This window comes from Microbacterium sp. Se63.02b (assembly GCF_014171575.1).
In the GTDB taxonomy this organism is placed as follows: domain Bacteria; phylum Actinomycetota; class Actinomycetes; order Actinomycetales; family Microbacteriaceae; genus Microbacterium.
Genome location: NZ_CP050453.1, coordinates 837146 through 863453, shown reverse-complemented (window position 1 = coordinate 863453; position 26308 = coordinate 837146). Strand labels below are relative to the sequence as shown.

Here is a 26308-nt window from a genome sequence, read left to right as displayed (position 1 = left end):
TCAGTGAGGTCACAGCTCGACGGGCGGTGCGGGCTCCGTCTCGGCGGCCTCAGGGTGCCTGGCGAGGTTCACGATGGCGGCGATCAGTCCGCCCCACACCGTGACCATGGCGATGATCATCATGACGATCGCTGTGGTGGTCATGATTCCGCTCCCTTCGTCGCGGGGGCGACCGGGATCGCCGACGTCTCCGCATCCGGCTCGTACTGCTCCTGGTCGAGGAACTCGTCGTATTCGGGATCGTCCTTCGCGTGGGAACGCCCGCTCCACGGCAGCGCCGAGAGGACGAGAGCGAGTACGACGAGGGCGATCACCATGCCCCAGCCGAAGATCGCGAGGAACCACGCCGGGTATCCGCTGTACGGCTCGGAGATCTTCGCGATGAGCTCGCTGATGAAGAGGTACCCGAGCACGAGAGGCGCCAGGACGCCGACGAGGAGCTTCCAGATGGTGCCGACGCGGAAGCTGGAGCGACGGTCGAGGTGCTCGACCAGCACCGGGAGCTTGTGCAGCAGCCAGGCCACGACGATCACGGCCACCAGTGCCACCGCCATGATGCCGAAGGCGTTGACGAACGCGTCGGCCGTGTCGAGCACGGTCAAAGCCGTGGTGGTGGAGAACAGCGCCAGCGAGACGAGCGCGAGCGGGATCGACACCGTGAGCGTGGTGCGAACGCGCGCCCACCCGAGCTTGTCCTGCAGTGCGGCGACGATCACCTCGAGGATCGAGATCAGCGAGGTGATGCCGGCGAACACCAGAGCGCCGAAGAACAGCACGCCGATGATCGAGCCGCCCGTCGCCTGCGAGACGATCGTCGGGAAGGCGACGAACGCCAGGCCGATCCCCGACGTCGCCACCCCCGCGACCTCGGTTCCCTGAGCCTGGGCCATGAAACCCAGGGCGGTGAAGACGCCGATGCCGGCGAGGATCTCGAAGCCGGAGTTCGCGAATGCCACCACGAGTCCGGAGCCGGTCAGGTCGGTCTTGCGCTTGAGGTACGAGGAGTAGGTCACCATGATCCCGAACGCGACCGACAGCGAGAAGAAGATGTGCCCGTAGGCGGACGCCCAGACTCCCGGGTCGGCCAGGGCCTCCCAGTTCGGCGTGAAGAACGCGTTCAGCCCGTCCATCGCCCCCGGCAGGAACAGCGACTGCACCACGAGGATCGCGAACATCACCGTGAGCAGGGGCATGAGGATCATGTTCGCCGTGCCGATGCCGCGCTTGACGCCGAGCGCCATGATCACGATCACGATCAGCCAGACCGCCACGAGAGGGAGGCCGACCTGCGGCACGAACTGCGTGGACACGCCGACCTCGGCGACGTCGGCCGATTGCAGGAACTCGCCGGAGAAGAAGGCGTCTTCGTTGCCGGGGCCCCACGTCAGCTGCGCGGAGAACCAGGTGTACATGGCCGCCCAGGCGATGATCACCGCGTAGTACACCGCGATCACGACGCAGATGAGCACCTGCCACCACCCGAGGGGCTCGGCGGCACGGTGCATGCGACGGAAGGCCAGCGGCGCGGAACCGCGGAACCGGTGTCCGATCGCATAGTCGAAGAAGAGGAGCGGGATGCCGGCGGTCAGCAGTGCGCACAGATACGGGATCAGGAACGCCCCGCCGCCGCCCTCGTAGGCGACATACGGGAAGCGCCAGATGTTCCCGAGGCCGACCGCGGATCCGATCGCCGAGAGGATGAAGACGTTCCGCGAGCCGAAGGCCTCGCGTCTGGGGGTCTGCGTCGTTGACGTGGCCATGCGGGCGAGACTACTAGAGCCCGCGGCCGCTCACGAGGTGCCGGGCCCGAGTGCCCGACACCTCGTTCCGGATGATCGCGTCAGGAGCTGATCTCGGCGAGCGACCTGTCCTTCGTCCGCACTCCCATGCGGATCAGGAGAGCGGAGACGATCAGAAGCGCGATCATCGTCGCACCCGCGGGGACCGCCCCCGCACCGAGCAGGATCGGGAGGATGATGAAGGGCGCGACCGCCCCGCCCAGGTGGCCCAGCCCGTCGCAGATGGACGCCGCCGTCCCCGCGCGCGGCTGTCGGGAACACCTCCGCGGTGTACGTGTACGCCGGGGTCGCCATGAACGCGATTCCGGCGGTCGCCAGCAGAGAGCCGGCCGTGGCCCATGCGTCGCCCCATCCGAGGATGATGAGGACGATTCCGAGGGCGAACACGAGCGTGCCGATGATGATCATGGTGCGTCGCTCCCACTTCTCGATGAGGGCGACGACGATGAACCCGACGATCAGCGGAGCCCCCCGCGTGAGCACGGTGACCAGGAGAGCGTTCGACGTCGAGACGCCGACGCCCTCGAGGATCAACGGGAGGTAGCTGGAGAACCCGTACATCGCGATGTAGAAGATGAACCAGAAGCCGAGCACGGTCAGCAGTCGCCACAGCAGCGGGGGACGCAGGAGGGTACGCAGCGGTCGTTCGGCTTCGACATCGGGAAGGTGATGCGCCGGCGCGGCGAGCGTCCCCCTCGCGACTTCCACACCGACCGTTCGCTGCATCGAACGGACGACCTCCGTCGCCTCGTCGATCCGTCCCTGCTCGGCCAGCCAGCGCGGCGACTCCATCAGGTCTCTCCGGTTGATGAACGGGAGGATGAGCAGCACGAGCCCGCCGAAGCCCATGAGGATGCGCCAGCCCTCCGACGGCAGCGCGGCCAGGACGGGCAGCGACGCGAATCCGACGATCAGATTCAGGATGCCGCCGATCACGTAGAGCAGCGAGAGGTACTTGCCCCGACGGTTCTTGGGCGCCATCTCGCCGATGTAGGCCGAGCACAGCGCGAGGACCGCCCCCATGCCGCCTCCGGTCAGGAACCGGAAGAACGACAGCGACGCCGCGTCCCAGGACACGGCAGTGAGCGCGCCTCCCACTCCGAGCAGCGCGATGGTGAGGAAGAGCCCGAGCTGACGACCGCGGCGGTCGGAGATGTGCCCGAAGATGTAGGCGCCGACGGCGTAGCCGGCGAGGTTCGCCGCCACCGGCCACGACAGATCGGCCGGATTCAATCCGATACCGCTGATCATCGACGGGATGGAGACGGCGAACACGCCGATGTCGTAGTTGGCGAAGAAGAATGCCAGCATCAAGGCGAGCCAGGCGCCGCGGCTGAGGCCGACGCGCGGCATCCTGTCGATGGCCTCCTCGACGGTGAGGGGCTGTGCGGTCGCCCGCGTGGTCAGATCAGACATCATTGTCCTTTCGGGGGTGATATTGCTAGGCGTTTTTCTCGAAGAACGGCAGCACTTCGTCGTCGGGGCCGCTTCCGCTCGGCTCGAAACCCACGCGGACGCGGGCGCCCTCGAGGTCGTCGTCCGGGTCGAAGCCGCGCAGTTCCGTCCACCACCAGGGACCCTCGTCGAGCTCGACGATCCCCACCACGGAGCGGTGGACGCTACCATCCGGCCGTCGCGTGTGAGGGACCGACCACGAGACGACCCGTGCGCCCCCGGAGGCGGCGACGGTGCCGAAGCGCGCGCGGTCATGAGCCGTGTCCGTACGGGGGTCGAGGAGCTCGCCGGTCTGGAGGTCTTCGATGAGGAGGAATTCCCCTCGCGCGGTGCCGTCGAGGAAGAAGGCGGTCGCTTCGTCGCGCCGCAGGGGCATGAGTGCCATGAGAGTCGCTCCGTTCAGACCGTGCCGAGCACGAGAGTCGCGTGATGGTCGAGGGTGCCGCCGTTTCCGGAGACGAGAGCGCGATCATGCCGGGCCACCTGGCGATCGCCGGCCTGGCCGCGGGTCTGGATCACGGCCTCCGACAGCGGAGTCATGCCCCAGAGGTAGTAGGACGACAGCTCGCCTCCCCGGTGTTGACCTTGAGGGAGCCGCCGGGCCCCAGCACGCCGGGTTCCGCGAGGAAGCGGCCGCCCTCCCCTTCGGGCAGAAGCCGTAGTCCTCCAGGGTGACCAGTGCCGTGTAGGTGTAGCAGTCGTAGACCTCGACGAGGTCGATCTCGTCGAGCGTCGTGTCCGCCATGCGCAGCGCCGCCGGCCCCGAGATGGCGGCCCCCGTCGTCAGGCCGAAGTCATCGTGCCGGATGCCGCTTCTGCCCGGATGGGTCTGCGCCCAGCCGAGCACTTCGACGGGAGGCTGGGCCAGCGCGGTGGCGTGTTCCAGCGAGGTGACGATCAACGCGATGGCGCCGTTCGACACCAGACAGCAGTCGAGCAGGTGGAAAGGCTCGGAGATGTAGCGCGACGCGTGGTAGTCCTCCATCGTGATCGGTGTGCGCATCTGCGCCAGTGGATTCATCAGCGCCCACTCGCGCTGGGCGACGGCGATGGCGCCGAAGTGGTCGTTCGTCGTGCCGAACCTCTGCATGTGCCGCCGGGCGGCGAGGGCGTAATAGGTGTTCGCGCTGTAGATTCCGCTCGCGGCGAGCATCCCCCGCCATCCTTGTGCTGAGGTTCCCGCCGCCTTGTACGCGGCGCCGCCGCCGAGGTTCTCCTTGAGGGGCGCGTCCGCCCACACGATCGCGATCGTCTTCGCCATCCCCGCACGCACGGCCATCCCCGCGTACTGGACCATCTGCGCCGCCGTCGAACCGTATCCCTGCATGAAGGTCAGCAGCCGGAGGTCCGTGAGGCCGAGCGCCACCTGCAGGTCGAGGCCCACATCGCCGCCGAGGCCGCTCGACATGATCAGTCCGTCGATGTCGGCGAGATGCAGTCCGGCGTCCCGCACCGCGTCGCGCACGGCGATGGAGGCGAACTGCGTCGCCGTGTTGTCGTACACCTTGCCGATATCGCTCATCCCGAGCCCGGCGATGGCGATGCGTTCCGAGGAGCTCATCGTCCCTCCCATCGAGGAGCGCGCTTCTCGGCGAAGGCGCGCATGCCCTCCTGCGCGTCGGCGGATGCCATGAGCGTCTCCCCTCGCGCGCCGTCCGCTCCCAGTCGGCTGCCTCACGGTCGACGACCCCCGCCGTGATGCCCCTGGCGATGCGCTTGCTGACCTGCACCGCGATGGGCGCGTTGGCGATGATCTCGTCCGCGAGGGCGAAGGCGGCGGGGAGCACCTCGTCGAACGGGACGACCCTGTTCACGAGCCCGAGTTCATGCGCGCGGTGTGCGCTCAAGGGCGCACCGGTGAGGATCGCCTCCATGGCGATCTTGTCGGGGATCTGTCTGGGCAGCCGGAAGGCGCCGCCCGCCCCGGCGAAGATGCCGCGTCTCACCTCGGGCAGACCGAAGGTCGCGCCGTCGGCCGCGACGGCGAGGTCGCTCGCGAGGGTGATCTCGGTGCCGCCCCCGAGCGCGAAGCCGTTGACGGCGGCGATCGTGGGCTTCGAGATGTGGTGCGTCACGTAGCCGGCGAAACCCCACGCGCGGATCCGCTCGTCGTCGGTGTTCAGCTCGCCCGCCGCTGCCGCCTTCAGGTCCGCTCCGGCGCAGAACGCCCTGTCGCCGCTTCCGGTGATGATCACGCACCACACGTCATCCGTCGATTCGGCGTATCGGAGCGCCTCCCCGACCCCGATCATCACGGCGAGGTTCACCGCGTTGCGCGCATCCGGTCTGTTCAGGGTGATCAGGAGCACGCGTCCCCGCTGCTCGGCGATCACGGCTCCGTCACCTCCCACGTCCACGTTGGTGCCGCTCATCTCGAACGTCGGGTTCGCGTCGATTGCCATGGTCATCTGTCGTCGTCCTTCTCTGTGTCGCTATGCCGTCGGTACGGGAGCTGCGGACGGATGCTCCTCGAGCACGCCGGATTCGAGCAGCTGTGTGATGCGGGATTCCTCGACGCCGAGCAGCGTGCGGAGGATGTCCCTGGTGTTCTCGGCCTGCAGCGGTGCCGGACGCAGCAGGGGCGGCGGCAGCGTCACGGTTCTGGCCTCGCCGAGGTTCGCGGGCAGCGGCTCGGGCAGCTGCGGCTGCGTCAGGGTGCCGAACGCCCCGCGGACCATGAGGTGCGGATCGCGTTCGATGTCGTCGAGGCGGAGCATCGGGGCGGCAGGTACTCCTGCGGCCTGCAGACTCGCCGCGGCCTCGCCCGGGTTCCTCGTCGCCGACCACTCCGCGAACAGCCGTCGCAGCTCCTTCCGGTGCACCACACGCTGCTCCGCGGCGCGCAGGCGCGGGTCGTCGAGCAGGTCAGGGCGGCCGATCGTGCGGGCCGTCGCCGCGAACCGTGCATCCCCGACGGCGTCGACGACGAGCCACTCGTCGTCGCCGGCCGCCGGGAAGACTCCGCGGAATCCGTCAGAGCCTCGATCGTTCCCCTCCCCGCGGATGCCTGCCCCCGGTTGCAGCTCCTCTGCCAGCAGCCAGTCGGCCATCGCGCCGAAGATCGCGTCGACCTGGGCCGTGCTCACGCGCCCGCCTCGTCCCGTGCGGTCCCGACGCAGCAGCAGCGCGACGACGGCTGCGGCGTTCAGTCGGGCCACCACATGATCAGGGAAGATCGTGATCGCATCGCTGAACCCGTCGGCGTCACCGGGATATGACCAGAGTGCCGAGAGCCCGGCGCTCGCGCGCACCAGCGGCCCGTAGCCGAGGCGCCTGCTCCACGAACCGTGGTTTCCGAACGCGCTGGACTCGGAGAGGATGATGCCGGGGTTGAGCGCGCTGAGCGTTTCCGTGTCGAACCCCAGCGAGGCCAGCGTGCCCGGCTTGAAATTGGTCAGGATGACGTCGCTGCGGCGGACCAGTTCGGAGAAGATCTCGCGGCCCTCGTCGGTGCGCAGGTTCAGACCGAGGCTGCGTCTGTTCCGCATCCCCCAACTGGCGCCCTCGGTGATGGCGGTCGCGGTTCCGGCGGACTGGCGCGACCCATCGGGGAACGCGCTCGATTCGATCTTGATGACGTCAGCGCCGTAGTCCGCGAAGAGCCGGCCGAGTTCCGCGCCCACGACGATCACACCGAGGTCGAGCACCCGCAGGCCGTCGAACGGGAGCCGTCCGGGGTGCGCCCCCTCGACGATCGGCACACCCGTGCGTCGAGGATGCGCGGCGCCCGTCACCGGCCCGGCACGTCGGTCGTCGATCTCGAACCACCCGGTGTGGGCGAGCGGCGCTCCGGGCAGATCGGATGCACGGGAGAACGAGCCGTTCTCCTGGAACGCGCTCGCCCAGCACCTCCGCGGACTGCGCCACCGCTGCGGTCGGAACGCCGAGCTGCTGCCCCTGTTCGACGGCCTCCGCCATCGTGAGCGTGCGGAACAGGTCGCCGATGAGGGGTACAGCTCGCCGGCGGCGCCGAACCTCGTCTGGGTGTCGTCGTAGCGGGGTCCGCGAACGCCTCGGGGCGACCCAACCACTCGAACATGCCCTGCCACTGCCGCCTGGCGAGCACGCAGATGCGCACCCAGCCGTCTTTCGCGGGGAAGATCGGATACAGGTGTCGGGCGTCGGGGCGACCCCGCGGCAGGTCTCGGAGCGGTACTCCGGCGCGCGCACTCCCGCCGATGCCGAAGACCGGATCGAGGATCTGCACGATTCCCTCCTGCACGGAGAAGTCGGCCACATCACCCTGCGCGGTAGCGCGGACGTGCGCGAGTTCGAGCATCACCACCCACACGGCCTGCACCGCCGCCGATTCGTAGGCGAGGAACTCGGGCGGCAGCAGCGGGGTGGCCGCGTCGGGGAGCCCCGACCGCGAGAGCACCGTGCTCAGGGCGGCGTGGACATCGGGGGTGCCGAGCCAGGACGATCGATCGCCGAAGCTGCCGAAGTCGCTGATCTCCACCACGACGAGACGTTCGTTCCCGGCGCGAAGGGCAGCGCCCGACAGGTCTCGATCCGCCCACCACCACGCCGACCGATCGCGGACCACCACATCGGCGGTCCTGGCCAGTTCGCGGAAGCGGCTCCGCCCGTCGGCAGCATCGAGGTCGATCTCCTCGAAGGCCTTTCCGCGGTTGCGCGTCGCGAACGTGGTGCTCGCACCGTCGATCATGACGCCGGCCGTGCGTGCGGGCGAACCCCGGGCGCCTCGACCCGGATCACCTCCGCACCGAGCTCGGACAGGATCCGGCCGACATTCTGCAGGTCGCTGTCGACCGCGTCGATGATCCGGATACCCGCGAGCGGCATGTCGATTCCCACCTGGTGCATGCGATCACTCCTTCGTGAATGAGCCGTCGTCGCTGAGCGGCTCGCCTCACTCTCCCGCCGTTCGAGGGGCAGGCCCAGCGCAAATCGACGCCGATGCAGGGGGCGGAACGAGTCCTCTCCTGACGTCTGTCGACGACCCCGGATCCGGATCGATCCCGCTCACCGCACCGGACCTGGACGGTCCGATGCAAGCTTCCGCATCGGACCGATCGGGCAATCCTCGCGGGGCTAGAGTTTCGAGATGGAGCTGTCGCAGTTGAGAGCCTTCGTCGCGGTGTCGCGCACGGGGACGGTCGCGGCCGCTGCGGACATCCTCCATGTGACTGCGTCACCGCTGAGCAGGACCGTTCGCGAGCTCGAGCGGCAGCTGGGCCGCGACCTGTTCACGCGCGCCTATCACCGCTTCACGCTGACGGAGTTCGGACGACGGCTGCTGCCGCTCGCCGTCGAGATGATCGCCCAGGCCGACGAGTGCGAACTCCTCGCGTTCGAGAGTTCGCCGATGCTCAGGAGCGGAGCGACGCCGTGGACCTCGCGCGCCCTGAGTTCGCGGTTCCAGCAGGCCCTCGCACGATCGGGAGAGCCGCTCGGCGAGTTCTCGTCCGCCCTGTCGTCCGTGCTGCTCCACGACCTTCGTCACGGCATCACCGACATCGCGCTCGTCCACCTCCCGGTCGACGAGCCCGGCATCGAGACGATCGCCCTGGCGAGGTACAACTACTCGATCGCCGCGGCTGGCGACTCGTCTCTGGACCTCGGGCGTCCCGTCCGACTGACGGATCTGCGAGGGCGATCGCTCCTCTCCCTGCCGATGATGATGCAGCCCAAGCCGATGAAGTCCATGCTCGACCGCCTGTATGAGGCAGGGGTGGCGTCCATCGTCGAGGTCGACCTGCGAGACATGATCGACCTGCAGAATCGGATGGCACGCACCGGCGAGCTCATGTTGACCACCATCTCTCCCGACCTCCCCTCCACTCGATTCCTCGATCAGGAGAGCATGCAGATCTTCCCCCTCGCCGAGGGGGAGATCCTGTTCGAGGTTGGACTCGCCTGGCGCACGAGAGACAGCGTGCATGGCGCGCGGCTGGCGGCGGTGGTCGACGAGCTCCGCCCGGTCGGCGGTCTGGAGCTCATCGGTTGAGCCCGATCGGATCTCGTTTCACACTCGGCGTACAGAGTTTGTGAACAGCGATCACATATTGTCGAATGATCGGGGGAAAACTGGGGAGATCGATTCGACATGAAGGTTAGGGACCTGCTCATCGGCGTCCCCCGCGAATTTCCGAGCCTCCAGGACGAGGAGAATCCGTTCCTGCACGCCGACGCTCTGATCGGCGCCCAGATCACGCGGGTCATCGTCGACGTGCTCGGTGGAGCCGTCGGTGTGCTCCTCGAGCTGCGACAGTCGACGCGCCTTCGCGGCAACACCGCCCTGCTGCGCGTGACCGGCGTCGCCCAGCAGAACTGGGTCTGCGCACGCACCGCGAACGAGTTCACCGCGTGGTCGATCACCGCTGCGGTCGTGCACCAGCACGAGAAGGAGGTGCAGTTCGTGGCCGATTGCCTCCCCGTCGGGACCCTTCGCATCGTCGGCTCCGCGGCGGACTTCACCCTGCTCGACGCTGCCGCGCTCCCGACCGCTCCGCCCGATTACCGCGCCGACCCGCGAGCGCTGATCCGGTTCGGGATCGCCGACGAGTCGACAGAGGTCGAACTGATCGGCGTCGCCCGCTCGGAGGGCGCCCGCCCGCCTGCATCACCCGGATCGTGAAGGATGCTGCGCCACGCGCTCGAGCGCGGACTCCAGGTGCGCCGAGAATCGTCGCGGATTCTCAGCGTGCGGAAAGTGCCCGAGCTCCGGCATCTCGGCGAAGGACGCGTTCGGGATCGCTGCGGCGAGCGCGCGCGAGGCCTCGGGCGGCACACTCGTGTCGTAACTGCCGCTGAGCACGGCGATGTGCGGACTCGCAGAGGTGAGCAGGGCGGCCACGTCTTCGAAGCGCCATTGCTGATACGAGTCGATGTCTGCGGCGTACAGTCCGTGCCCGCCGGACGAGTACCCCCACCAGACCCTCGTGCGAGATGACGACGGCGATGCGGGGTTCATCAGCCCGTAGGTCCACTCGGGCACGAACACCGAGGCATCGATGTCGGCAGCTCTGAGCTCCGCGACAGCGCGATTGCCGACCCCGTGCCCGACCTGACATGCCACTGCTCCGGCGAAGCGGTCCTGATGCGTCGCGAGCGCATGCACCACAGCCGCTCCGGCCATCGATGCGCCGACCAGTGTGGGGCACGGCAGCTCCAGCGCGTCGGCGACCGAGACGATGAAGTCCGTGTATCGAGCCGGCGTGAGCGTCCACGACCCTGCGGGGTCGCCGAAGATCGGACTCGATCGACCGTGCCAGGGCAGATCGACCGTGATCAGCTCGTAGCGGTCGGTCACGTCCGTCTCGGTGATGAGTCCGTGCCATTGCGACGTGTCACTGCCCGCGGTCGCGAGAGCCAGCAGCTGCGGACCGGAACCGCACCTCTCGACGTAGATGTCGGCGGTGCCGAGTGCCGAATGTACGCGATGGTAGCTGCCGACCGCAGAGAGCGGACGGCGCGGCACGACGGCGTCGATCGCCTCCGTGTGCCGTGCGGCCTCGATCACCGCGCGCACGACGTGCAGGTGCCGCAGATACTCCCGCTCGTCGCCCTCGACGACCATGCTCCCGGTCCGGACGAGGTGGAGGGGACTCTGCCATCCGGGCGCCGGACGCTCGGCGAGGACGAGAGCCCACACCTCGTCCGTCGCACGCAGCACGAACCGTGGCCCGCAGTCTCCTTCTCCGAGCTCCATCCGCCGCATGACGCGGTCGGAGACGGAGAACACCACCGTCCAGCTGCTCCCCTGGATCGAGAAGACGGTGTCGACCCCTCGGACGAGCGCACCCACGTGCGAGTCGGCGACCACCTGATCCCACCGGTCGCTCATCGCCATCGACCGATCGTCGCCGCCAGTCCCCTCAGCAGGCCGCCCACCGGGCTGTGCCGATCGAGTTCCCCCGCATCGTGACCGCTGATCAGATGGGCGGCCGAGCGGGAGCGCAGCTCCTCCAGCACCTCGAACGACAGCGGCAGGTCCGCCATGGACTGGAACAGCTTGTCCCCCTCCAGCTCTTCATGGAAGTGCATCGCATCGCTCGCGAGGATCACCAGTCCCTCGCTCGTGTGCACTTCGACGATCGCCTGTCCCGGGGTGTGCCCTCCCACCGCGGTCACACGCACGCCGGGTGCGACGTCGACGTGCTCACGGAAGACGCGGAGTCGACCGTCGGACTCGGCGGACGCCATCGCCTCGCCGGCGGACGCATCGCCGAAGTGCGCGAACAGGGTCTTCTCGGCCATCGGCCCCGTCCAGAACCCCACCTCGGCCTGCGAGATGTGGATCGGCGATCGCGGGAACGCGGTCAGGTTGCCGATGTGGTCGTAGTGCGCATGGGTGATCACCACGGGATGACCCGCCGTCGGGTCGATGTCGAGCGCGCGGAGGGCGTCGACCGGATCGACGAGCACCTCGCGCCCTCGTCTGCGGCCCTCCGTGCCCGAATACCCGGTGTCGACGATCACCACGTCGTCGCCGCTGCGAAGGACCCAGAAGAAATAGTCGAGACGGAAGGGAGCATCATGCTCCCCGTAGAACGAGTAGTTCATGAAGGCGTCCGACCGGGTGGTGCTGCGCGTTCCGTGCTTGACGATGACGACCTGCCACTCGCGGGTCTCGCTCTGCATCTCCGGCATCCTGATCCTCCGAGACTCGTCGTCGGGCCGGGCTACTCGCCCGAGCCGCCCTGATGGACCTCGACGCTGGGCTCGATGCCGTCGGCGCCCACGACCTCGCGCCAGGCCTCGAACCCGGTCTGGAAGGCGACGATGCCCGCTTCGGGAAGAGCGATCTCGATCGCCTCCAGGATCTCGGTCGGTGTCAGGCCCAGATCGAGCGCGACCCGGATGTGCGATTGGATGTGCCCCTTGGACGCGCGCATCACCGTGAGCGAGACGATGAAGATCAGCTCCTTCGTCTTGCGGTCGAGCGTGCGCTGGTCGAGGTAGGCCGCAGACACCATGTGGTTGGCGGCCTGGAGCACAGGGAAATCCTGTTTCGCCATGACCTTGTGATAGTCGAGGACGTATCCTCGCTTCGCCGCCATGTCGTCGATGTACGCCTGGGGGTCGAGGGATGCGGGGGAATCGCTCACTTCGATGTCTCCTTCTCTGTGGGGTCGTGCGGGGTCGTGCCGAGTCCGTACAGCCGACCGATCTCGGTATGGTCCGGGGCGTCGCCGAGGCGTCCGCGTGACCCGCGCAACGTCTCGAAGACGGTGTCGACCACCGGCGTCTCGAGTCCGTCTGCGATGCCCATCGCGATCGTCATGTCCTTGAGCATGAGGTCGTAGGCGAAGCCGCTGTCGAACGAGCCGGTGAGGATGTACCGGGGGAACTTCAGTTCGGTGGCCTGACTGCGTCCCGTCGCCTCGTTGAGCACCGCGGTCATGGTTTCGGGGTCGATCCCGAAGCGCTCCGCGATCGAGAGCGCCTCGCTGGCCACGGCGATGTTGCTCGCACTCACGAGGTTGTTCAGAGCTTTCGCGGCGTCTCCGGCACCGGCGGGGCCGACGTGCAGGATCGAGGCCCCAGCACGTCGAGGTGCGGCATCGCCCGCTCGACGGCCGCCGTCGTCCCCCGACCATGATCGCCAGCTCGCCCGACACGGCCTTGGGGACGCCGCCGGACACCGGGGCGTCGACATAGTCGATGCCCCGGCGAGCTGCCTCCGCTGCCAGCGCGCGGGTGCTGTCCGGTTCGCTCGAGCCCATGTCGATCACGATCGTCCCCGACTCGAGCGTCGCCAGCAGCCCCTCCCCTCCGAGGAGGATGCTCTCGACGTGTCTGCTGGTCGGAAGCATCAGGATGACGGCTCCGACGCCGGCGGGGAGGTCGTCGAGCGCATCCACGGCGACGGCCCCTCCGGAGCGCACGACCTCCGCGACCGCCTCGCCGGACAGGTCGAAGACCGCCGTGGGGTGGACGCGCGCATGTCTGATGGCCATGGGGGCCCCCATGTGGCCGAGACCGATGAACAGTGTGGTCGACATCCGTCGCCTTTCCCTCGAGCCCGTGCGTGCTCAGTCGAAGACGACGGAGCGCTGCGGGCGTGTGTCGACACGGAGCTCGAAGACATCCGGTCGTGAGTAGTGCCCCACAGCGTCGAAATCAAGGTGGGATCGGGTCTTGTCGCCCTGGTCGATGTCGGCGAACAGAATCGTCTCCTCATCGAAGACCGGACCGGCGAGGACCTCCCCGGACGGTGCGACGATCATGCTCCCGCCGCGCATCACCGTGTCGCCGTGCGGCGGTTCCGCATCGAACGGATGGTCCGCCGGGAAGGCATCCTTGGTGATGAACTGGCACGCCGAGAGCACATGGGTGCGCCCTTCGACGGCGACGTGCATCATGGTCGCCGCCCAGGTCGGCCGGTCATCGGCCGTCGGAACGCAGTACAGCTCGACGCCCTTGGCATACATCGCCTGTCGCAGCAGCGGCATGTAGTTCTCCCAGCAGATGACGGTGCCGATGCGGCCCGCCGGTGAATCGACCGTGTCGAGCGTCGATCCGTCGCCGAAGCCCCAGATCAGTCGTTCGGCACCCGTGGGCATGAGCTTGCGGTGGAGACCGGCGACGCCGCTGTTCGGGTCGATCATGACCGCTGTGCAGAAGAGGGTGTTGCCGAGGCGTTCGATGATGCCGATGACCACGAACACCCCGTGCTCTCGTGCGGCCTCGCAGAGCTGCGCGATCTCCGGACCATCGACGCGGACGGCGCCCTCGGCATACCGCCGATACTGATCCCGTCCCTGCTCCGTCCTGATCCCGACGGGCGATCCGAAGGTGCTGCCCTTCGGGTATCCCCCGATGAACGCCTCGGGGAAGACCACCACCTGGGCGCCGCCCTGAGCCGCCTCGGCGAGCAGCTTCACCGCTTTGCCGGTCGAGGCCGCGGCGTCGAAGGGGATCGCCGCCGCCTGCACCACCGCGACCCTGTGCGTATCCGTCATCGTCTCCTCCTCCGTCTGCCTTGCCTCCGACATGCCCGAGCGCTCAGCCACGGGAGATGTCGATGCCTTTGGTCTCCTTCAGCGTGGGCAGAAGGATCCCGAGGGCGAGCACGGCGACGGCGATCACGTAGAAGGCCGGCGAGATGAGGATGCCGGTGCCGGCGACCAGCGCCGCGGCGATGAGCGGGCCCGGTCCTGCGAGGACGGCGTAGGCGACGTTGTATCCGATCGCCGAACCGGTGGCGCGGATCGACGCGGGGAAGACCTCGACGAGCAGGACGTTGTTCACGACTGCCGTGCACGCCACGAAGAGGGCGAACGGGACCATCGCGATGCCGGCGAGCCACGGGTTCCCCGTGCTCATCAGCCAGAACGCGGGGACGCTCCACACGACCAGACCGATGAGCCCGGTGAAGAGCACCGGACGCCGCCCGATGCGGTCGACGACGACGCCGACGAGAGGGTTGAACGCCACATAGATCGCCATCACGATTCCGCACACCACGAGCGCGTCGACGCGGGGCATCCCCACCGGTCCGGAGAGGAAGTTGTTCATGTACGTGATGAGGTAGTAGAGGCTCACCCCGAAGACACCGGAGAACGCGAGCGTCATCACGAAGGCCTTGACCTTCGCCGATGCGGCGGTGTGCTCGATCGTGTTCGCCGCGCGCTTGCGCTCGACCTCCTCGAACACCGGGGTGTCGACGAGCTTCCGGCGGATGTAGATCGCGATCACGGCCATGAGCAGCGAGCCGATGAACGGGATGCGCCAGCCCCACGTGTTGAGGGCGTCTTCCGGGATCGCGACCGTGAGGGTCGCCGCGGTGACGGTGCCGACGAGGAACGCGAGCCCGGCCGTGCCGGTGACGACGCTCGCGTAGATGGCGCGCTTCTTCGTCGGCGCGCTCTCCCCGATGTAGGCGGCGGCGCTGGTCCACTCGCTCCCGGCGAACCCGCCCTGCAGCAGCCGCAGGACGACGATGATGATCGGGGCCGCGATGCCGATCGTCTCGAAAGACGGGGTCAGTCCGATCAGGGTGGTGACGATGCCCATGCCGAGGACGGTGATGATCAGCACGCTCCGCCTGCCGAGCTTGTCACCGAGCGGGCCGAGGATGAGAGCGCCGAAGGGCCGGGAGATGAACCCGACCGCGAAGACCGCGAGCGCCGAGAGCATCTCCGCGGTCGCGTTCCCCGAGGGGAAGAACTGGGCGCCGATGATGGCGGCGAAATAGCCGTAGATGGCGAAGTCGAACCACTCCATGAAGTTGCCGATGCCGACGGCCGTCATGCGGCGGGTGCGGTCGGAACGGGTCAGTGCGGTCGTCGCGGTGATCGGATGCTCGGCAGCAGCCGAGGCTGACCTGTCGGTGGCGGTGTCGTCCATGGCGTGATCTCCCTTGGTCACATGAAGTCTCATCCCCCAATCTGCGGTGCATATCGACAACAGTCAAACCGATGTTTATCATGGGCAGTATCAACAGGATCGATTTACACCAGGTGGATCTCAACCTGCTCGTCGTGTTCCAGGCCCTCATGCAGGAGGGCAGCGTCACCCGAGCGGGCTACAAGCTGAGCCTTTCGCAGAGCGCCGTGAGCGCTGCGCTCGGCCGACTCAGGAAGCTCTTCGACGACCCGCTGTTCGAGCGGTCCCGCTCGGGGATGACCCCGACGCCGAAGGCTCTTTCCCTGTCGTTGAGCATCGGTCCGAGCCTGAGCACGATCGCTGCGGTCATCCTCGACGACGTCGAGTTCGAGCCGTGGCAGAGCGCACGCACGTTCCACCTCGCGATGTCGGACGACATCGAGATGCTGTTCGGACCCTGGGTCGCGCGACAGAAGCTCGACCACAACTGGAGCGTGAACTTCGCCATCCACCAGACGAATAGTCATCTGTGGCGGGAGACGCTCGACGACCCGCTCATCGATGTCGTGCTCACCACGACCCCCGCGCACATGGCCGCCGACTTCCGGGCCGAGCCGATGTTCTCCGGCGACTACCGCTGTGTGCACAACCCGCGGCTGCTGAACCTCTCGAACCCGCTCACGACCCGCGAGTACATCGAGACGCGTCACCTTCGCGTGTCCTACGACCTGCAACGCGGCTGGGTCGACGAGGTGCTCGCCGCCATGGGCCACCAGCGGAACACCCTGTGCACGATCAGTCACTTCAGCGGCATCGGACCGATCCTCCTCGACCTTCCCGTCATCGCGACCATCCCCGAGCACGTCGCTGTGCGCGTGGGCGAGATGTTCGACCTCCGCGTGTCGCCCGTTCCCCTGCAGATGCCCCGGTTCACGATCTCGGCGCTCTGGCGCACGGAGGTCGACGGCCTCATCGAGAACCAGTGGATCCGCCAGCTGTGCAACACGTTCGTGCAGGTGCAGGGACTCTAGGCCAGGGCGTCGTCCAGTCGCTGAAGCCCGTCGAAGCGGCCGTCGAACTCGTCGGCCGGGGTCGGGGCATCGCCCACGGGGCGTCGCACGTAGGCGGTGCGCATGCCCACTGCCTGCGCCCCTCGCAGATCCCACGCGTGGGCCGCGACCATGAGCACGCGCGTCGGATCGCCGCCTGCCGCCTCCACGGCGAGGGCGTACACCTCGGGAGCAGGCTTGTAGGCACGGGCAGCGTCGGCCGACAGGGCTCGATGCCACGACAGCCCGGTATGCGCGCTCAGCCCGCGCAGGGTCTCGGGCGCCGCGTTCGACAGTCCGAAGACGGAGAACCGGTCCGCGAGACGCGCGACACCCTCGACCGCGTCGTCCCACGGCGACAGACGCTGGGACGCGGTGGCGAGCCGCTGGATGACCGCCGGATCGTCGACACCGGCGGTATCACCCACCCGCACGGCGGCTTCGTGATCGAGTGTCACGGTGTCGACGTATTCGCGCTCCCCCCGAGCGATGCGTCGCTGCTCACGTTCGACGTGCCCGCGCCAGACGCCGAGCAATTCGTCGGAGTCATGCCCCGGCCCCACGGCGTCGACGATCGACGTACGGATTCCTCGCGGTTCGTCGACGAGAGTGCCGAGCACGTCGAAGACGACCGTCGTGATGTCGCGGATCATGATTCGAGTCTGCCGTGGACGGCGACCGGAGGGGTCTTCTGGAAGAAGAAAGTGCGGAGACGAGGGGATTTGAACCCCTGGTCCCCGTGAGGGGACTCCACCTTAGCAGGGTGGTGCACTCGGCCGGACTATGCGACGTCTCCAGGCATCCGACCCGAAAGCACGGATGCACCAGGCAATCATAACGGGTATGTGGAGCGGACACGAACCGCGTCCCGCCCCGCCTCCCGAACACTCCCTCGCAGGCTGGGATACTGACCGCAGATCGCGGCGCTCGACCCACCGATGCGAAGGAGACGCCATGACCGGAATGCCGTCGATGCACGACAGGGTGGAGGCGAGCCCCTCCGAGCGACTGTGGAGCAGGCGCGCCATCGGGTACGCGATCGTGCTCGCCCTGCTGATCGCCTCGTACGGTCTGTGCGCCCTGCAACCGAGCACGGATCCGAGCCCCTGGGCCTTCCTCTTCATGCTGGCGACGGTCGCGGTGGTCTTCTACGTCACCGGAGCGAGCCGTCTCGCTCAGCGCGTGTCGTGGGTGGTCCTCTCCGTCGCTGGCGCGGCGGCGATCGTGGCGGCGGCGCTCGGAGCCGACGGTCCTCTGCTGGCCATCCCGCTGTCGGCGGCGTCGATGGTCGCGCTGCTCGTCGCGCCCTGGGTGATCATCGCGCACCAGGTCACGCGGCGCGGACTCGACCTCGAGGCGCTGCTCGCCGCGATCACGGCGTACATCCTGGTCGGCATGTTCTTCGCGTTCGTCTACAACCTGATGTCGCAGATCTCGCCGACCCCGCTGTTCGGTGACGACAGCCCCGAGTCGCTGGGCAACCAGCTCTTCTTCTCCTTCACCGCGCTCACGACGACCGGGTACGGCAACCTCGTGCCGGCGGGCGCCGGAGGCCAGGCCGTCGCGGTGGCCGAGGGCATCACGGGTCAGCTGTTCCTCATCACCGCCGTCGCCCGCATCATGCGCGGCGCGAGCGCGAGACGTAGTACCCCGCCGGTCGCCTGAGCGGGCACGGTGAGACGTCGGTCGGATCCGGGAGGATGAGGGGCATGACGACCGTCTCCGCGCCGCGCATCGAACACCACCGCGAGCCGCTGGGCATCGGCGAAGCCCGACCGCGCATGAGCTGGACGCTCGACGATGCCCCGGAGGGGTGGCAGCAGCGCGCGTACGCGATCACCCTCACTCGCGCCGCGGGAGGCGAGACCGTCGAGGTGGTGTCCTCCGAGCAGGTGCTGGTGCCTTGGCCGAGCCGCGCACTCGATTCGCGCGAGCGTGTCGGCGTACGCGTCGCGGTGCAGGGCATCGACGGCACGTGGTCGGCGTCGAGTCCGCCGACCTGGCTGGAGACGGGACTGCTCCACCCGGCGGACTGGTCGGCCGGGCCGATCGGACTCGACCTCGACGAAGACCCCGAGAGCGACGCCCGTCGAGCCACTCTGGTGCGCTCGACCTTCCGCATCGACGGTCCCATCGCCCATGCACGGCTCTACGCCACGGCACACGGGCTCTACGACGCCGAGATCAACGGGATGCGCGTCGGCTCCGACACCCTCTCCCCCGGATGGACGGTGTATCGCGAACGCCTGCGGTACTACACCTACGACGTGACGACGCTGCTCGGCGAGGGCGACAACGCGATCGGCGCCTGGCTCGGCGACGGCTGGTATCGCGGTCGACTGGGGTGGCGCGGCGGACACCGCAACATCTTCGGTTCCGACCTCTCGTTCCTCGGACAGCTGGAGATCACGTACGCCGACGGACGACGTGAGACGGTCGCCACAGACGACACCTGGCGGGCCACGCTCTCCCCCATCCTCCGTTCCGGCATCTACGACGGCGAGGACTACGACGCACGGCAGGAGCTGCCCGGCTGGTCGACCGCGGCGTTCGACGACACCGCCTGGCTGCCGGTCTCGGTCCGCGATCGCGATCCGCACACCCTCGTCGCCCCGACCGGACCGCCGGTGCGGGTGACGGAAGAGATCACGCCGGTCGCCGTGCTCACCTCGCCCCATGGCGCGCGCATCCTCGACTTCGGACAGAACCTCGTCGGCCGCGTCCGCATCCGCGTCACCGGGCAGCGCGGCACGACGGTCACGCTGCGCACGGCCGAAGTCCTCCAGGAGGGCGAGCTGTACACGCGCCCCCTGCGCAGCGCCCGCTCCAGCGATGCCTACACGCTCGCCGGTCACCCCGACGGCGAGGAATGGGAGCCGCGGTTCACCTTCCACGGTTTCCGCTACGCCGAAGTCGCCGGCTGGCCAGGTGACCTCGATGCGGATGTCGCAGCGGGTGCCCTCACCGCGCGCGTGCTGCACACCGACCTCGAGCGCACGGGGTGGTTCGCGTGCTCCGACCCGCTCGTCGAACAGCTGCACCGCAACGTCGTCTGGGGGATGCGCGGCAACTTCGTCGACATCCCCACGGACTGCCCGCAGCGGGACGAGCGCGTCGGCTGGACGGGCGACATCCAGGTCTTCGGCCCCACGGCGTCGACCCTGTTCGACGTCTCGGGGATGCTCTCCGGCTGGCTCAGAGACGTCGAGGCCGAGCAGCTTCCCGACGGCACCGTGCCGTGGTTCGTCCCGGTGATCCCGTCGCACAAGGTCTGGTCGCCGATCCGTCCCGGTGCGGCATGGGGCGACGTGGCGACGCTGCTGCCCTGGACCCTGTACCAGCGCTTCGGCGACGAGGGCGTCCTGGCGGCGCAGTTCGACAGCGCGCGCCGCTGGGTCGACCGCATCGACGCCGCCGCGGGTCCCGATCGGCTGTGGGACGAGGGCTTCCAGCTCGGCGACTGGCTCGATCCCGCCGCGCCCCCGCAGGACCCGGCCGATGCCCGCACCGATCGCTACCTCGTGGCCACGGCGTACTTCGCGCGCTCCGCCCGCGTCGTCGCCGACATGGCCGTCGCGCTCGGCCGCGAGGCCGACGCCGAGCGCTACGGCATCCTGGCCGCCGAGGTGGCGGCCGCCTTCCGTGCCGCCCATGTGAACCCCGACGGCACGATGTCTTCGGACGCCCAGACCGCGTACGCGCTCGCGATCGTGTTCGACCTCCTCGCCGACGAGGCGCAGCGCGCGGCGGCGGGCGCGCGTCTCGCCGACCTCGTGCACGCCGCGGGCAACCGCATCGCGACCGGATTCGTCGGCACTCCCCTCGTCTGCGATGCCCTCACCCTGACGGGCCACACCGCTGCCGCCTACGCGCTGCTGCAGGAGCAGGGCTGTCCATCGTGGCTCTACCAGGTGGTCCAGGGCGCGACCACGATCTGGGAGCGCTGGGATGCGCTGCTTCCCGACGGGAGCGTCAATCCCGGCACCATGACCTCGTTCAACCACTACGCACTCGGTGCGGTCGCCGACTGGATGCACCGCCGGGTCGCCGGGCTCGCCCCCGCGGCCCCGGGATACAGGCGCATCCGGTTCGCCCCACGTCCTGGAGGGGGACTCACCCACGCCGCGGCGGTGCAGCTCACCCCTACGGGGAAGCCTCGATCTCCTGGCGCATCGAGCAGGACGCACTCCTCGTCGATCTCGTCGTCCCGGTCGGCACGACCGCAGAGCTCGACATCCCCGGTCTCGAGACCGAAGAACTCGGACACGGCGCGCACTCCCGAGCGGTGCGCGTCTGACGACCGCGGCCACGCGACCGCGGGTCACCCCGTCGTGGACCGCCGCACGACGAGTTCGGGACGGAAGCGCACGCGGCGCTCGTAGTCGCCATCCGGGTCGCTGATCGTCCGCAGCAGCAGTTCGACGGCGGTTCGACCGATCAGCTGCGCCGGCTGCCGGACCGAGGTCAACGGGACGACGGTGGCCGTGGCGAAGTCGATGTCGTCGTAGCCGACGAGGGCGATGTCGTCCGGCACCCGCACCGTGCGGAGCATCGTCAGCGCCTGCAGCAATCCCACCGCGAGCAGGTCGTTCGCGGCGAAGACCGCATCGGGGCGCTCGGCGTCGACACGAGCGGCGATCTCCTCGCCGGCCGCCCGGCCGTGCAGCACCGTGAGCGCCGGCATCCCGATCACCTCGAGCGTCGCATCCGGCTCCTCGGCGACCGCACGCCGAGCGCCGCATAGTCGGTTGGCGACCTGCGCGATCGACGAGGGTCCACCGAGGAAGGCGATGCGACGTCGCCCCTGCTGCAGCAGATGCCGTGTGGCGAGGAAGCCGCCCTCGACATCGTCGACCGACACCGAGCAGAAGGCCGATCCAGGAACCTCGTGGTCGACGAGCACGACCGGGATGCCCGCGGCCTGCATGCGCGACAGCTTCTCGACGTCGCCGGATACCGGGGTGATGAGCACGCCGTTCACCCGCTGCTCGCGGAACAGGTCGAGATAGTTGTCCTCCCTCGACGGGTCCTCGTCGCTGTTGCCGAGCAGTACCGCGAGCGAGTCCTCATCCGCACGCGCCTCGGCGCCACGGGCCACATCGGCGAAGAAGGGGTTGCCGGCGTCGGGCACGACCAACCCGATGCTGCGACTGCGCCCCGCGCGCAGCTGGCGCGCCGCGTCGTTGCGCACGAATCCGAGCTCCGCGATGACCGCCTGCACCCGCGCGACGGTCGCCGGCGCGACCTTGTCCGGGTGGTTCAGCACGTTCGACACCGTGCCGACAGCCACCCCGCGGCCGCTGCGACGTCGCGCACACTCACTGCCACTGCTGCTCCTCGTCGCTGTCGACGGCACGATCCCGCCGGCCGGATGCGGATCTCGGCGTGTGCGTCACGGTCGCATCCGCCTTCCCCCGCTGCGGTTCGACAGTAGCCCATGCCCGACCGGCGGCCCCGCTTGACGCGTCGAGGACCGTCGGCTTACGATGGGCGTTGAAACGATTCATAAATATCCCGTCACGATCGGCAGAGGAGCCCCATGACGCGCATCGGCTTCCGCCTCCACGTGCGGCCCGAGCTGCTCGACGAATACCTCGCGAGACACGCGCCCGTGTGGCCGGAGATGCTCGCCGAGATCGCCAGAGCAGGACGCCGGAACTACACGCTGTTCCTCGACGAGGGCGGAACGCTCATCGGCTACTACGAGACCGATGACGACGCAGCCGCCCAGGCATACCTCGCCGCCTCACCCGTCGCCGCCCGCTGGGAGGCCGAGATGAGTCGCTTCTTCGTCGGCCTCGACGGGCGCCCCGACCAGGCGGCCACGGCCCTCACCGAGGTGTTCCACCTGGAAGACCAGCTCGCCGCCGCCGGCATGACACCGACCCCCGCAACCGACAACGAAAGCAGCGCATCGTGAGCATCCTCTCGCCCGACACCCTGGCCGCCCTCGAGCAGCAGGCCATCGAACTCCCCAGCTGGGCGTTCGGCAACTCCGGCACCCGCTTCAAGGTGTTCGGCACTCCCGGCACCCCGCGCGATCCGTACGAGAAGATCGCCGACGCCGCGCAGGTCAACGCGTACACGGCGCTCGCTCCCTCGGTGGCCCTGCACATCCCGTGGGACCTCGTCGACTCGTACGACGATCTGCGCGCGCACGCCGAAGACCTCGGGGTCACGCTCGGCACCATCAACTCCAACACGTTCCAGGACGACGACTACAAGTTCGGCGCCCTCACGCACGAAGACGCCGCCATCCGCCAGAAGGCGATCGATCACCATCTCGCCTGCATCGACGTGATGGACGCGACGGGCAGCCGCGACCTGAAGATCTGGCTCGCCGAGGGCTCGAACTATCCTGGCCAGGCCGATCTGCGCGGTCGCCAGGACCGACTGCAGGAGTCGCTCCAGAAGATCTACGCGCGCCTCGGCGACGACCAGCGCCTCGTGCTCGAATACAAGTTCTTCGAGCCCGCGTTCTATCACACCGACGTCCCCGACTGGGGCACCTCGTACGCCCAGGTGAGCTCTCTCGGAGACAAGGCGATGGTCTGCCTCGACACGGGCCACCACGCGCCCGGCACGAACATCGAGTTCATCGTCATGCAGCTGCTGCGCCTCGGCAAGCTCGGTTCGTTCGACTTCAACTCGCGCTTCTACGCCGACGACGACCTGATCGTGGGCGCCGCCGACCCGTTCCAGCTGTTCCGCATCCTCTTCGAGGTCATCCGCGGCGGCGGTCTGAACAACCCCGACGTGGCGTTCATGCTCGATCAGTGCCACAACGTCGAGGACAAGATCCCCGGCCAGATCCGCTCGGTGCTGAACGTGCAGGAGATGACCGCCCGCGCGCTGCTCGTCGACCGCGACGCCCTCACCGCCGCACAGAAGTCCGGCGACGTCCTCGCCGCGAACGCGGTCTTCATGGACGCCTTCTACACCGATGTCCGCCCTGCCCTCGCCGAATGGCGGAGAGCCGCGGCCTCGCCGCCGACCCGATGGCCGCGTACGCCGCGTCCGGCTACCAGCAGAAGATCGCCGCCGAGCGCGTCGGCGGAGTGCAGGCGGGCTGGGGCGCCTGACGGCTTCCGCTCGCCGTCCGCCGCCGCCCGTGCCCTCAGGCCCGGGCGGCGTACTGCTGGCGGATGAGCGGACGGTGGTCCGCCGCGAAGGAGCGTGCGTCCTCGTCGGTCCACGACGGACGCTCGCCGGTCAGCGCCCACGCGGCCTGCACGGCCGCGCCGCGTGCGACAGCTTCGTCGATGCCCGGCACCACGATAGGCACGTCGAACACCTGAGTGGCGATCTGCGATACCGCCGGGTTGCGCGCGGCACCGCCGATGAGCAGGATGCGTCCGGCGGGCACTCCGCAGCGACGGATCGCATCGAGGCCGTCGGCGAGCCCGCACAGGAGTCCCTCGATCGCGGCGCGGGCGAGCGTCTCGCGTCGCGTGGAAGACAGCGACATGCCGAAGAGCGTCGCCGTGGCATCCGGGCGGTTGGGCGTGCGCTCCCCCTCGAAGTAGGGCTGCAGGACGAGCCCGTCCGCGCCGGGCGCGCAGTCCAACGCCAAGCGGGCGAGCTCGCCGTGATCGACCCCGAGGAGGCCGGCGATCGCATCGAGCACCCTCGCCGCGTTCAGCGTCGCGACGAGCGGCAGGTAGTTGCCGCTGCCGTCGGCGAAACCCGCCACCACGCCGCGGGGATCGCTGATCGGGAGGTCGGAGACCGCGAACACCGTCCCACTCGTGCCGATCGAGATGACCGCGTCACCGGGACGCGCCCGAGTCCGAGGGCACCGCCGGCGTTGTCGCCGAGACCGGCGCCGACGACCGCACCGCCGAGAGTGACCCCCATCCGGTCGGCGGGGCCGAGCACGCGCGGGAGGGCGGGGACTCGACCGAGTGCGCGTTCGAGCAGCCCCAGGTCGTATTCGCCCGCCGCGGCACTCCAGTACGCCGTGCCGCTCGCATCGGAGCGATCGGTGGCGAGGGCGTCGAGATCGGGACCGAGCTCGCTCGCACGCGCGGGACCGTAGCCTCGGAGCCGCCAGGAGAGCCAGTCGTGCGGGAGGGCGACCGCGGCGACCCGCGGCGTTCTCCGGCTCCTGGTCGCGCAGCCAACGCAGCTTCGCGGCGGTGAACGAGGCCACCGGGACGACCCCGACTCGGCGCGCGTACTCCTCGGCGCCCACCTCCGCCGCGAGCGCCGCAGCCGCATCAGCGCTGCGGACGTCGTTCCACAGGAGAGCGTCGCGGACGACGTCGCCCTGGGCGTCGAGCGCGACGAGTCCGTGCTGCTGCGCCGCGACCGAGATGGCGGACACGTCGTCCAGGCCCCCGGCGTCCGCGATCGCCGCCTGGAGAGCCGACCACCACGCCTCAGGGTCGACCTCGGTTCCGGACGGATGCGAGGCGCGACCGTTGCGCACGACCTCCCCGGTGGCGAGGTCGTGCACGCTCACCTTGCAGCTCTGCGTGGACGAGTCGACGCCCGCGACATAGGTCGGCGGCATCCGGTTCTCCCTTCGTCTGCGACGCCTCGAGCCACGAGGGCGCCGGAGCACCCTCGTGGCTCGAGGTCAGCCGTCACTCAGTCTGGCCGGTGAGACCTTCGTAAGCGATGTTTCCGCTCTTGAGGTTCTTGTTGGTCATCTCGCTGAGGTTCTTCAGGAACGCGTCGCGCTCGGTGACGACGTGACCGATCGCCTCGTCGACGTTGTCCTTCGTGATCGCGGGCATCAGGTAGACCGGGTTCTCCTTGACGTCCTCGCCACGCACCACGGCGGCGGCGTAGGCGACGCCGGCCGACAACTCGACCGTTCCGTTCTGCAGCGACGTGCCGATGAAGTCACCGTTCTTGACGGCCTCGAGTCCGTCGGCGATGCCGTCGATGCCGACGATCGGCACATCCGTCATGCCGGCTTCCTTGAGGGCCTGCAGGGCGCCGAGGCCCATGTCGTCGTTCTGCGCGATGACGCCGTCGATGTCGTCGCCGAAGGCCGAGATCCAGTTGCTGACCTTGTTGACGGCCTCGTCGCGCTTCCAGTTCGCGGTGTCCTTCGCGAGGACCTTCACGTCGGGGTTCTCGGCGAGCACGTTGTCGATGCCCTTGCCGCGGTTGATCTCTCCCGAGCCGCCGAGCGGGCCCTGCAGGATGATGACGTTGCCCTTGCCGTCGAGGGCGTCCATCATCATCTGCGCCTCCTGCTCACCGGCGGCGACGTCATCCGGCTGCACCGAGCCTGTGAGGTCATCGCTGTTGAGCGAGGCGTTCACGTCGAAGAAGGGGATGTCCGCGGCCTTCGCGGCGGCGATCTGCGGCTGCAGCGAGTCGGCCTGCACGGGGATGACGACGATCGCGTCGACGCCGGCCGTGACGTACTGGTCGACCTGGCTCGCCTGCGTGTTGACGTCGAGACCCGCGGAGTTCCACAGGATCTCGATGTTGTTCTCCTCGGCGTAGCGCTCGATGCCTTCCTTGCCCTCGGTGACGAACGACGACATGTCGTACACGCTCACACCGATGGTGATGCGCTCCTGACCGCTGTCGTCTCCGCCGGCGTTCGCGTTCGGGTCGCCGGCGCCGCAGCCGGCGAGCATCAGCGCGGCGACCGAGCTGACGGCGAAAGCAGCGACGATGCGGCTCTTCTTGGTGAACATGGGATTCCTCTCGTTGGGTGGTGCGGTGAAGCAGAGTTCTTCGAAG

Annotated in this window: 24 protein-coding genes, 1 tRNA gene and 2 pseudogenes; 8 read left to right on the top strand and 19 right to left on the bottom strand. The window is 68.7% G+C overall.

Features of this window, described 5'->3' with window-relative positions:
• Positions 1–9: 9 nt before the first annotated feature.
• From G4G29_RS04290 to G4G29_RS04270, 5 genes are all read right to left on the bottom strand, one after another.
• The gene (locus G4G29_RS04290) at positions 10–144 is read right to left on the bottom strand and encodes a methionine/alanine import family NSS transporter small subunit (RefSeq protein ID WP_183151932.1); all 135 of its coding nucleotides are present in this window, start codon (positions 142–144) and stop codon (positions 10–12) included.
• Positions 141–1760 carry a sodium-dependent transporter gene (locus G4G29_RS04285; protein WP_183151931.1) on the bottom strand — a complete coding sequence of 540 codons (1620 nt, stop codon included), beginning with the start codon at positions 1758–1760 and terminating at the stop codon, positions 141–143. Before G4G29_RS04285 ends, G4G29_RS04290 begins: the two co-directional genes overlap by 4 nt.
• Positions 1761–1790: 30 nt before the next feature.
• Positions 1791–3215, bottom strand: coding sequence for an MFS transporter (locus G4G29_RS04280; RefSeq protein WP_183151930.1), 1425 nt, complete (start codon positions 3213–3215; stop codon positions 1791–1793).
• A gap of 25 nt (positions 3216–3240) precedes the next feature.
• Positions 3241–3639: an OB-fold domain-containing protein gene (locus tag G4G29_RS04275; RefSeq protein WP_183151929.1), complete on the bottom strand. Its 399-nt coding sequence runs from the start codon at positions 3637–3639 to the stop codon at positions 3241–3243.
• An 84-nt stretch (positions 3640–3723) separates the two neighbouring features.
• Positions 3724–4815 carry a thiolase family protein gene (locus tag G4G29_RS04270; protein WP_202045568.1) on the bottom strand — a complete coding sequence of 364 codons (1092 nt, stop codon included), beginning with the start codon at positions 4813–4815 and terminating at the stop codon, positions 3724–3726.
• A gap of 311 nt (positions 4816–5126) precedes the next feature.
• Here G4G29_RS04270 and G4G29_RS21255 point away from each other — a divergent pair, with 311 nt between their 5' ends.
• Positions 5127–5333 carry a hypothetical protein gene (locus G4G29_RS21255; RefSeq protein WP_244632384.1) on the top strand — a complete coding sequence of 69 codons (207 nt, stop codon included), beginning with the start codon at positions 5127–5129 and terminating at the stop codon, positions 5331–5333.
• 353 nt (positions 5334–5686) lie between these two features.
• On the opposite strand, the gene G4G29_RS20565 is transcribed toward G4G29_RS21255, so the two are convergent.
• The 3 genes from G4G29_RS20565 to G4G29_RS20555 are packed head-to-tail and all read right to left on the bottom strand — an operon-like array spanning position 5687 to position 8081.
• On the bottom strand, positions 5687–6988 hold the full coding sequence (locus G4G29_RS20565) for a CaiB/BaiF CoA-transferase family protein (protein ID WP_202045566.1): 1302 nt from the start codon (positions 6986–6988) through the stop codon (positions 5687–5689).
• Positions 6985–7923, bottom strand: coding sequence for a CoA transferase (locus G4G29_RS20560; protein ID WP_202045564.1), 939 nt, complete (start codon positions 7921–7923; stop codon positions 6985–6987). Before G4G29_RS20560 ends, G4G29_RS20565 begins: the two co-directional genes overlap by 4 nt.
• A complete protein-coding gene (locus G4G29_RS20555; protein ID WP_202045562.1) occupies positions 7920–8081 on the bottom strand; it encodes a hypothetical protein in 162 nt (53 codons plus the stop codon). Before G4G29_RS20555 ends, G4G29_RS20560 begins: the two co-directional genes overlap by 4 nt.
• A 241-nt stretch (positions 8082–8322) precedes the next feature.
• Here G4G29_RS20555 and G4G29_RS04255 point away from each other — a divergent pair, with 241 nt between their 5' ends.
• Positions 8323–9225 (top strand): LysR family transcriptional regulator, encoded by a 903-nt coding sequence (locus G4G29_RS04255; protein ID WP_183151928.1) that lies wholly within the window; start codon positions 8323–8325, stop codon positions 9223–9225.
• A 99-nt stretch (positions 9226–9324) separates the two neighbouring features.
• Complete coding sequence (locus G4G29_RS04250; protein WP_183151927.1) at positions 9325–9855, top strand: hypothetical protein; 531 nt, start codon at positions 9325–9327, stop codon at positions 9853–9855.
• Here G4G29_RS04250 and G4G29_RS04245 read toward each other — a convergent pair.
• The 6 genes from G4G29_RS04245 to G4G29_RS04215 form a co-directional block, all read right to left on the bottom strand.
• The gene (locus G4G29_RS04245) at positions 9841–11070 is read right to left on the bottom strand and encodes an alpha/beta hydrolase (protein WP_183151926.1); all 1230 of its coding nucleotides are present in this window, start codon (positions 11068–11070) and stop codon (positions 9841–9843) included. The genes G4G29_RS04250 and G4G29_RS04245 overlap by 15 nt on opposite strands.
• Entirely contained in the window at positions 11061–11861 is an 801-nt protein-coding gene (locus tag G4G29_RS04240) for an N-acyl homoserine lactonase family protein (protein ID WP_183151925.1), read from the bottom strand. Before G4G29_RS04240 ends, G4G29_RS04245 begins: the two co-directional genes overlap by 10 nt.
• Before the next feature lie 41 nt (positions 11862–11902).
• Positions 11903–12328, bottom strand: a complete 426-nt coding sequence (locus tag G4G29_RS04235) for a carboxymuconolactone decarboxylase family protein (protein WP_244632383.1) — start codon at positions 12326–12328, stop codon at positions 11903–11905.
• Complete coding sequence (locus G4G29_RS04230) at positions 12325–12879, bottom strand: NAD-binding protein (protein WP_274601213.1); 555 nt, start codon at positions 12877–12879, stop codon at positions 12325–12327. Before G4G29_RS04230 ends, G4G29_RS04235 begins: the two co-directional genes overlap by 4 nt.
• Positions 12880–13255: 376 nt before the next feature.
• Positions 13256–14185 (bottom strand): carbon-nitrogen hydrolase family protein, encoded by a 930-nt coding sequence (locus G4G29_RS04220; protein ID WP_183151923.1) that lies wholly within the window; start codon positions 14183–14185, stop codon positions 13256–13258.
• Positions 14186–14228: 43 nt separating this feature from the next.
• Positions 14229–15605 carry an MFS transporter gene (locus G4G29_RS04215; protein ID WP_210274237.1) on the bottom strand — a complete coding sequence of 459 codons (1377 nt, stop codon included), beginning with the start codon at positions 15603–15605 and terminating at the stop codon, positions 14229–14231.
• Between the two features lie 47 nt (positions 15606–15652).
• Between G4G29_RS04215 and G4G29_RS04210 the strand changes: the two genes are divergently transcribed.
• Positions 15653–16582, top strand: coding sequence for a LysR family transcriptional regulator (locus tag G4G29_RS04210; RefSeq protein WP_183151922.1), 930 nt, complete (start codon positions 15653–15655; stop codon positions 16580–16582).
• Here G4G29_RS04210 and G4G29_RS04205 read toward each other — a convergent pair.
• Positions 16579–17253: a haloacid dehalogenase type II gene (locus tag G4G29_RS04205; RefSeq protein WP_183151921.1), complete on the bottom strand. Its 675-nt coding sequence runs from the start codon at positions 17251–17253 to the stop codon at positions 16579–16581. The two genes, G4G29_RS04210 and G4G29_RS04205, sit on opposite strands and share 4 nt — an antisense overlap.
• A 54-nt stretch (positions 17254–17307) precedes the next feature.
• Positions 17308–17396, bottom strand: a tRNA-Ser gene (locus G4G29_RS04200).
• Positions 17397–17554: 158 nt separating this feature from the next.
• Between G4G29_RS04200 and G4G29_RS04195 the strand changes: the two genes are divergently transcribed.
• The gene (locus G4G29_RS04195; RefSeq protein ID WP_183151920.1) at positions 17555–18265 is read left to right on the top strand and encodes a potassium channel family protein; all 711 of its coding nucleotides are present in this window, start codon (positions 17555–17557) and stop codon (positions 18263–18265) included.
• Between the two features lie 44 nt (positions 18266–18309).
• Positions 18310–20982, top strand: a complete 2673-nt coding sequence (locus tag G4G29_RS04190) for a family 78 glycoside hydrolase catalytic domain (protein WP_345941150.1) — start codon at positions 18310–18312, stop codon at positions 20980–20982.
• Here G4G29_RS04190 and G4G29_RS04185 read toward each other — a convergent pair.
• A complete protein-coding gene (locus tag G4G29_RS04185) occupies positions 20922–21890 on the bottom strand; it encodes a LacI family DNA-binding transcriptional regulator (protein ID WP_345941149.1) in 969 nt (322 codons plus the stop codon). The genes G4G29_RS04190 and G4G29_RS04185 overlap by 61 nt on opposite strands.
• Positions 21891–22139: 249 nt before the next feature.
• Between G4G29_RS04185 and G4G29_RS04180 the strand changes: the two genes are divergently transcribed.
• Together G4G29_RS04180 and rhaI are read left to right on the top strand one after the other, a co-directional pair.
• Positions 22140–22520: an L-rhamnose mutarotase gene (locus tag G4G29_RS04180; protein ID WP_183151919.1), complete on the top strand. Its 381-nt coding sequence runs from the start codon at positions 22140–22142 to the stop codon at positions 22518–22520.
• Positions 22517–23682 (top strand): annotated as a pseudogene (gene rhaI, locus G4G29_RS04175) (L-rhamnose isomerase). Before G4G29_RS04180 ends, rhaI begins: the two are co-directional and overlap by 4 nt.
• 35 nt (positions 23683–23717) lie before the next feature.
• Here the strand turns inward: rhaI and G4G29_RS04170 are convergent.
• Together G4G29_RS04170 and G4G29_RS04165 are read right to left on the bottom strand one after the other, a co-directional pair.
• Positions 23718–25115, bottom strand: a pseudogene (locus G4G29_RS04170) (FGGY family carbohydrate kinase).
• 73 nt (positions 25116–25188) lie between these two features.
• Positions 25189–26262 carry a substrate-binding domain-containing protein gene (locus G4G29_RS04165; RefSeq protein WP_202045558.1) on the bottom strand — a complete coding sequence of 358 codons (1074 nt, stop codon included), beginning with the start codon at positions 26260–26262 and terminating at the stop codon, positions 25189–25191.
• Between the last annotated feature and the right edge of the window lie 46 nt (positions 26263–26308).

Excerpts from the sequence above, each read along its gene's own strand:
- G4G29_RS04290 (WP_183151932.1), bottom strand. The coding sequence starts at position 144 with ATGACCACCACAGCGATCGTCATGATGATCATCGCCATGGTCACGGTG.
- G4G29_RS04285 (WP_183151931.1), bottom strand. The coding sequence starts at position 1,760 with ATGGCCACGTCAACGACGCAGACCCCCAGACGCGAGGCCTTCGGCTCG.
- G4G29_RS04280 (WP_183151930.1), bottom strand. The coding sequence starts at position 3,215 with ATGTCTGATCTGACCACGCGGGCGACCGCACAGCCCCTCACCGTCGAG.
- G4G29_RS04275 (WP_183151929.1), bottom strand. The coding sequence starts at position 3,639 with ATGGCACTCATGCCCCTGCGGCGCGACGAAGCGACCGCCTTCTTCCTC.
- G4G29_RS04270 (WP_202045568.1), bottom strand. The coding sequence starts at position 4,815 with ATGAGCTCCTCGGAACGCATCGCCATCGCCGGGCTCGGGATGAGCGAT.
- G4G29_RS21255 (WP_244632384.1), top strand. The coding sequence starts at position 5,127 with ATGGCGATCTTGTCGGGGATCTGTCTGGGCAGCCGGAAGGCGCCGCCC.
- G4G29_RS20560 (WP_202045564.1), bottom strand. The coding sequence starts at position 7,923 with ATGATCGACGGTGCGAGCACCACGTTCGCGACGCGCAACCGCGGAAAG.
- G4G29_RS20555 (WP_202045562.1), bottom strand. The coding sequence starts at position 8,081 with ATGCACCAGGTGGGAATCGACATGCCGCTCGCGGGTATCCGGATCATC.
- G4G29_RS04255 (WP_183151928.1), top strand. The coding sequence starts at position 8,323 with ATGGAGCTGTCGCAGTTGAGAGCCTTCGTCGCGGTGTCGCGCACGGGG.
- G4G29_RS04250 (WP_183151927.1), top strand. The coding sequence starts at position 9,325 with ATGAAGGTTAGGGACCTGCTCATCGGCGTCCCCCGCGAATTTCCGAGC.
- G4G29_RS04245 (WP_183151926.1), bottom strand. The coding sequence starts at position 11,070 with ATGGCGATGAGCGACCGGTGGGATCAGGTGGTCGCCGACTCGCACGTG.
- G4G29_RS04240 (WP_183151925.1), bottom strand. The coding sequence starts at position 11,861 with ATGCAGAGCGAGACCCGCGAGTGGCAGGTCGTCATCGTCAAGCACGGA.
- G4G29_RS04230 (WP_274601213.1), bottom strand. The coding sequence starts at position 12,879 with ATGTCGACGCCCCGGTGTCCGGCGGCGTCCCCAAGGCCGTGTCGGGCG.
- G4G29_RS04220 (WP_183151923.1), bottom strand. The coding sequence starts at position 14,185 with ATGACGGATACGCACAGGGTCGCGGTGGTGCAGGCGGCGGCGATCCCC.
- G4G29_RS04215 (WP_210274237.1), bottom strand. The coding sequence starts at position 15,605 with ATGAGACTTCATGTGACCAAGGGAGATCACGCCATGGACGACACCGCC.
- G4G29_RS04210 (WP_183151922.1), top strand. The coding sequence starts at position 15,653 with ATGGGCAGTATCAACAGGATCGATTTACACCAGGTGGATCTCAACCTG.
- G4G29_RS04205 (WP_183151921.1), bottom strand. The coding sequence starts at position 17,253 with ATGATCCGCGACATCACGACGGTCGTCTTCGACGTGCTCGGCACTCTC.
- G4G29_RS04195 (WP_183151920.1), top strand. The coding sequence starts at position 17,555 with ATGACCGGAATGCCGTCGATGCACGACAGGGTGGAGGCGAGCCCCTCC.
- G4G29_RS04190 (WP_345941150.1), top strand. The coding sequence starts at position 18,310 with ATGACGACCGTCTCCGCGCCGCGCATCGAACACCACCGCGAGCCGCTG.
- G4G29_RS04180 (WP_183151919.1), top strand. The coding sequence starts at position 22,140 with ATGACGCGCATCGGCTTCCGCCTCCACGTGCGGCCCGAGCTGCTCGAC.
- G4G29_RS04165 (WP_202045558.1), bottom strand. The coding sequence starts at position 26,262 with ATGTTCACCAAGAAGAGCCGCATCGTCGCTGCTTTCGCCGTCAGCTCG.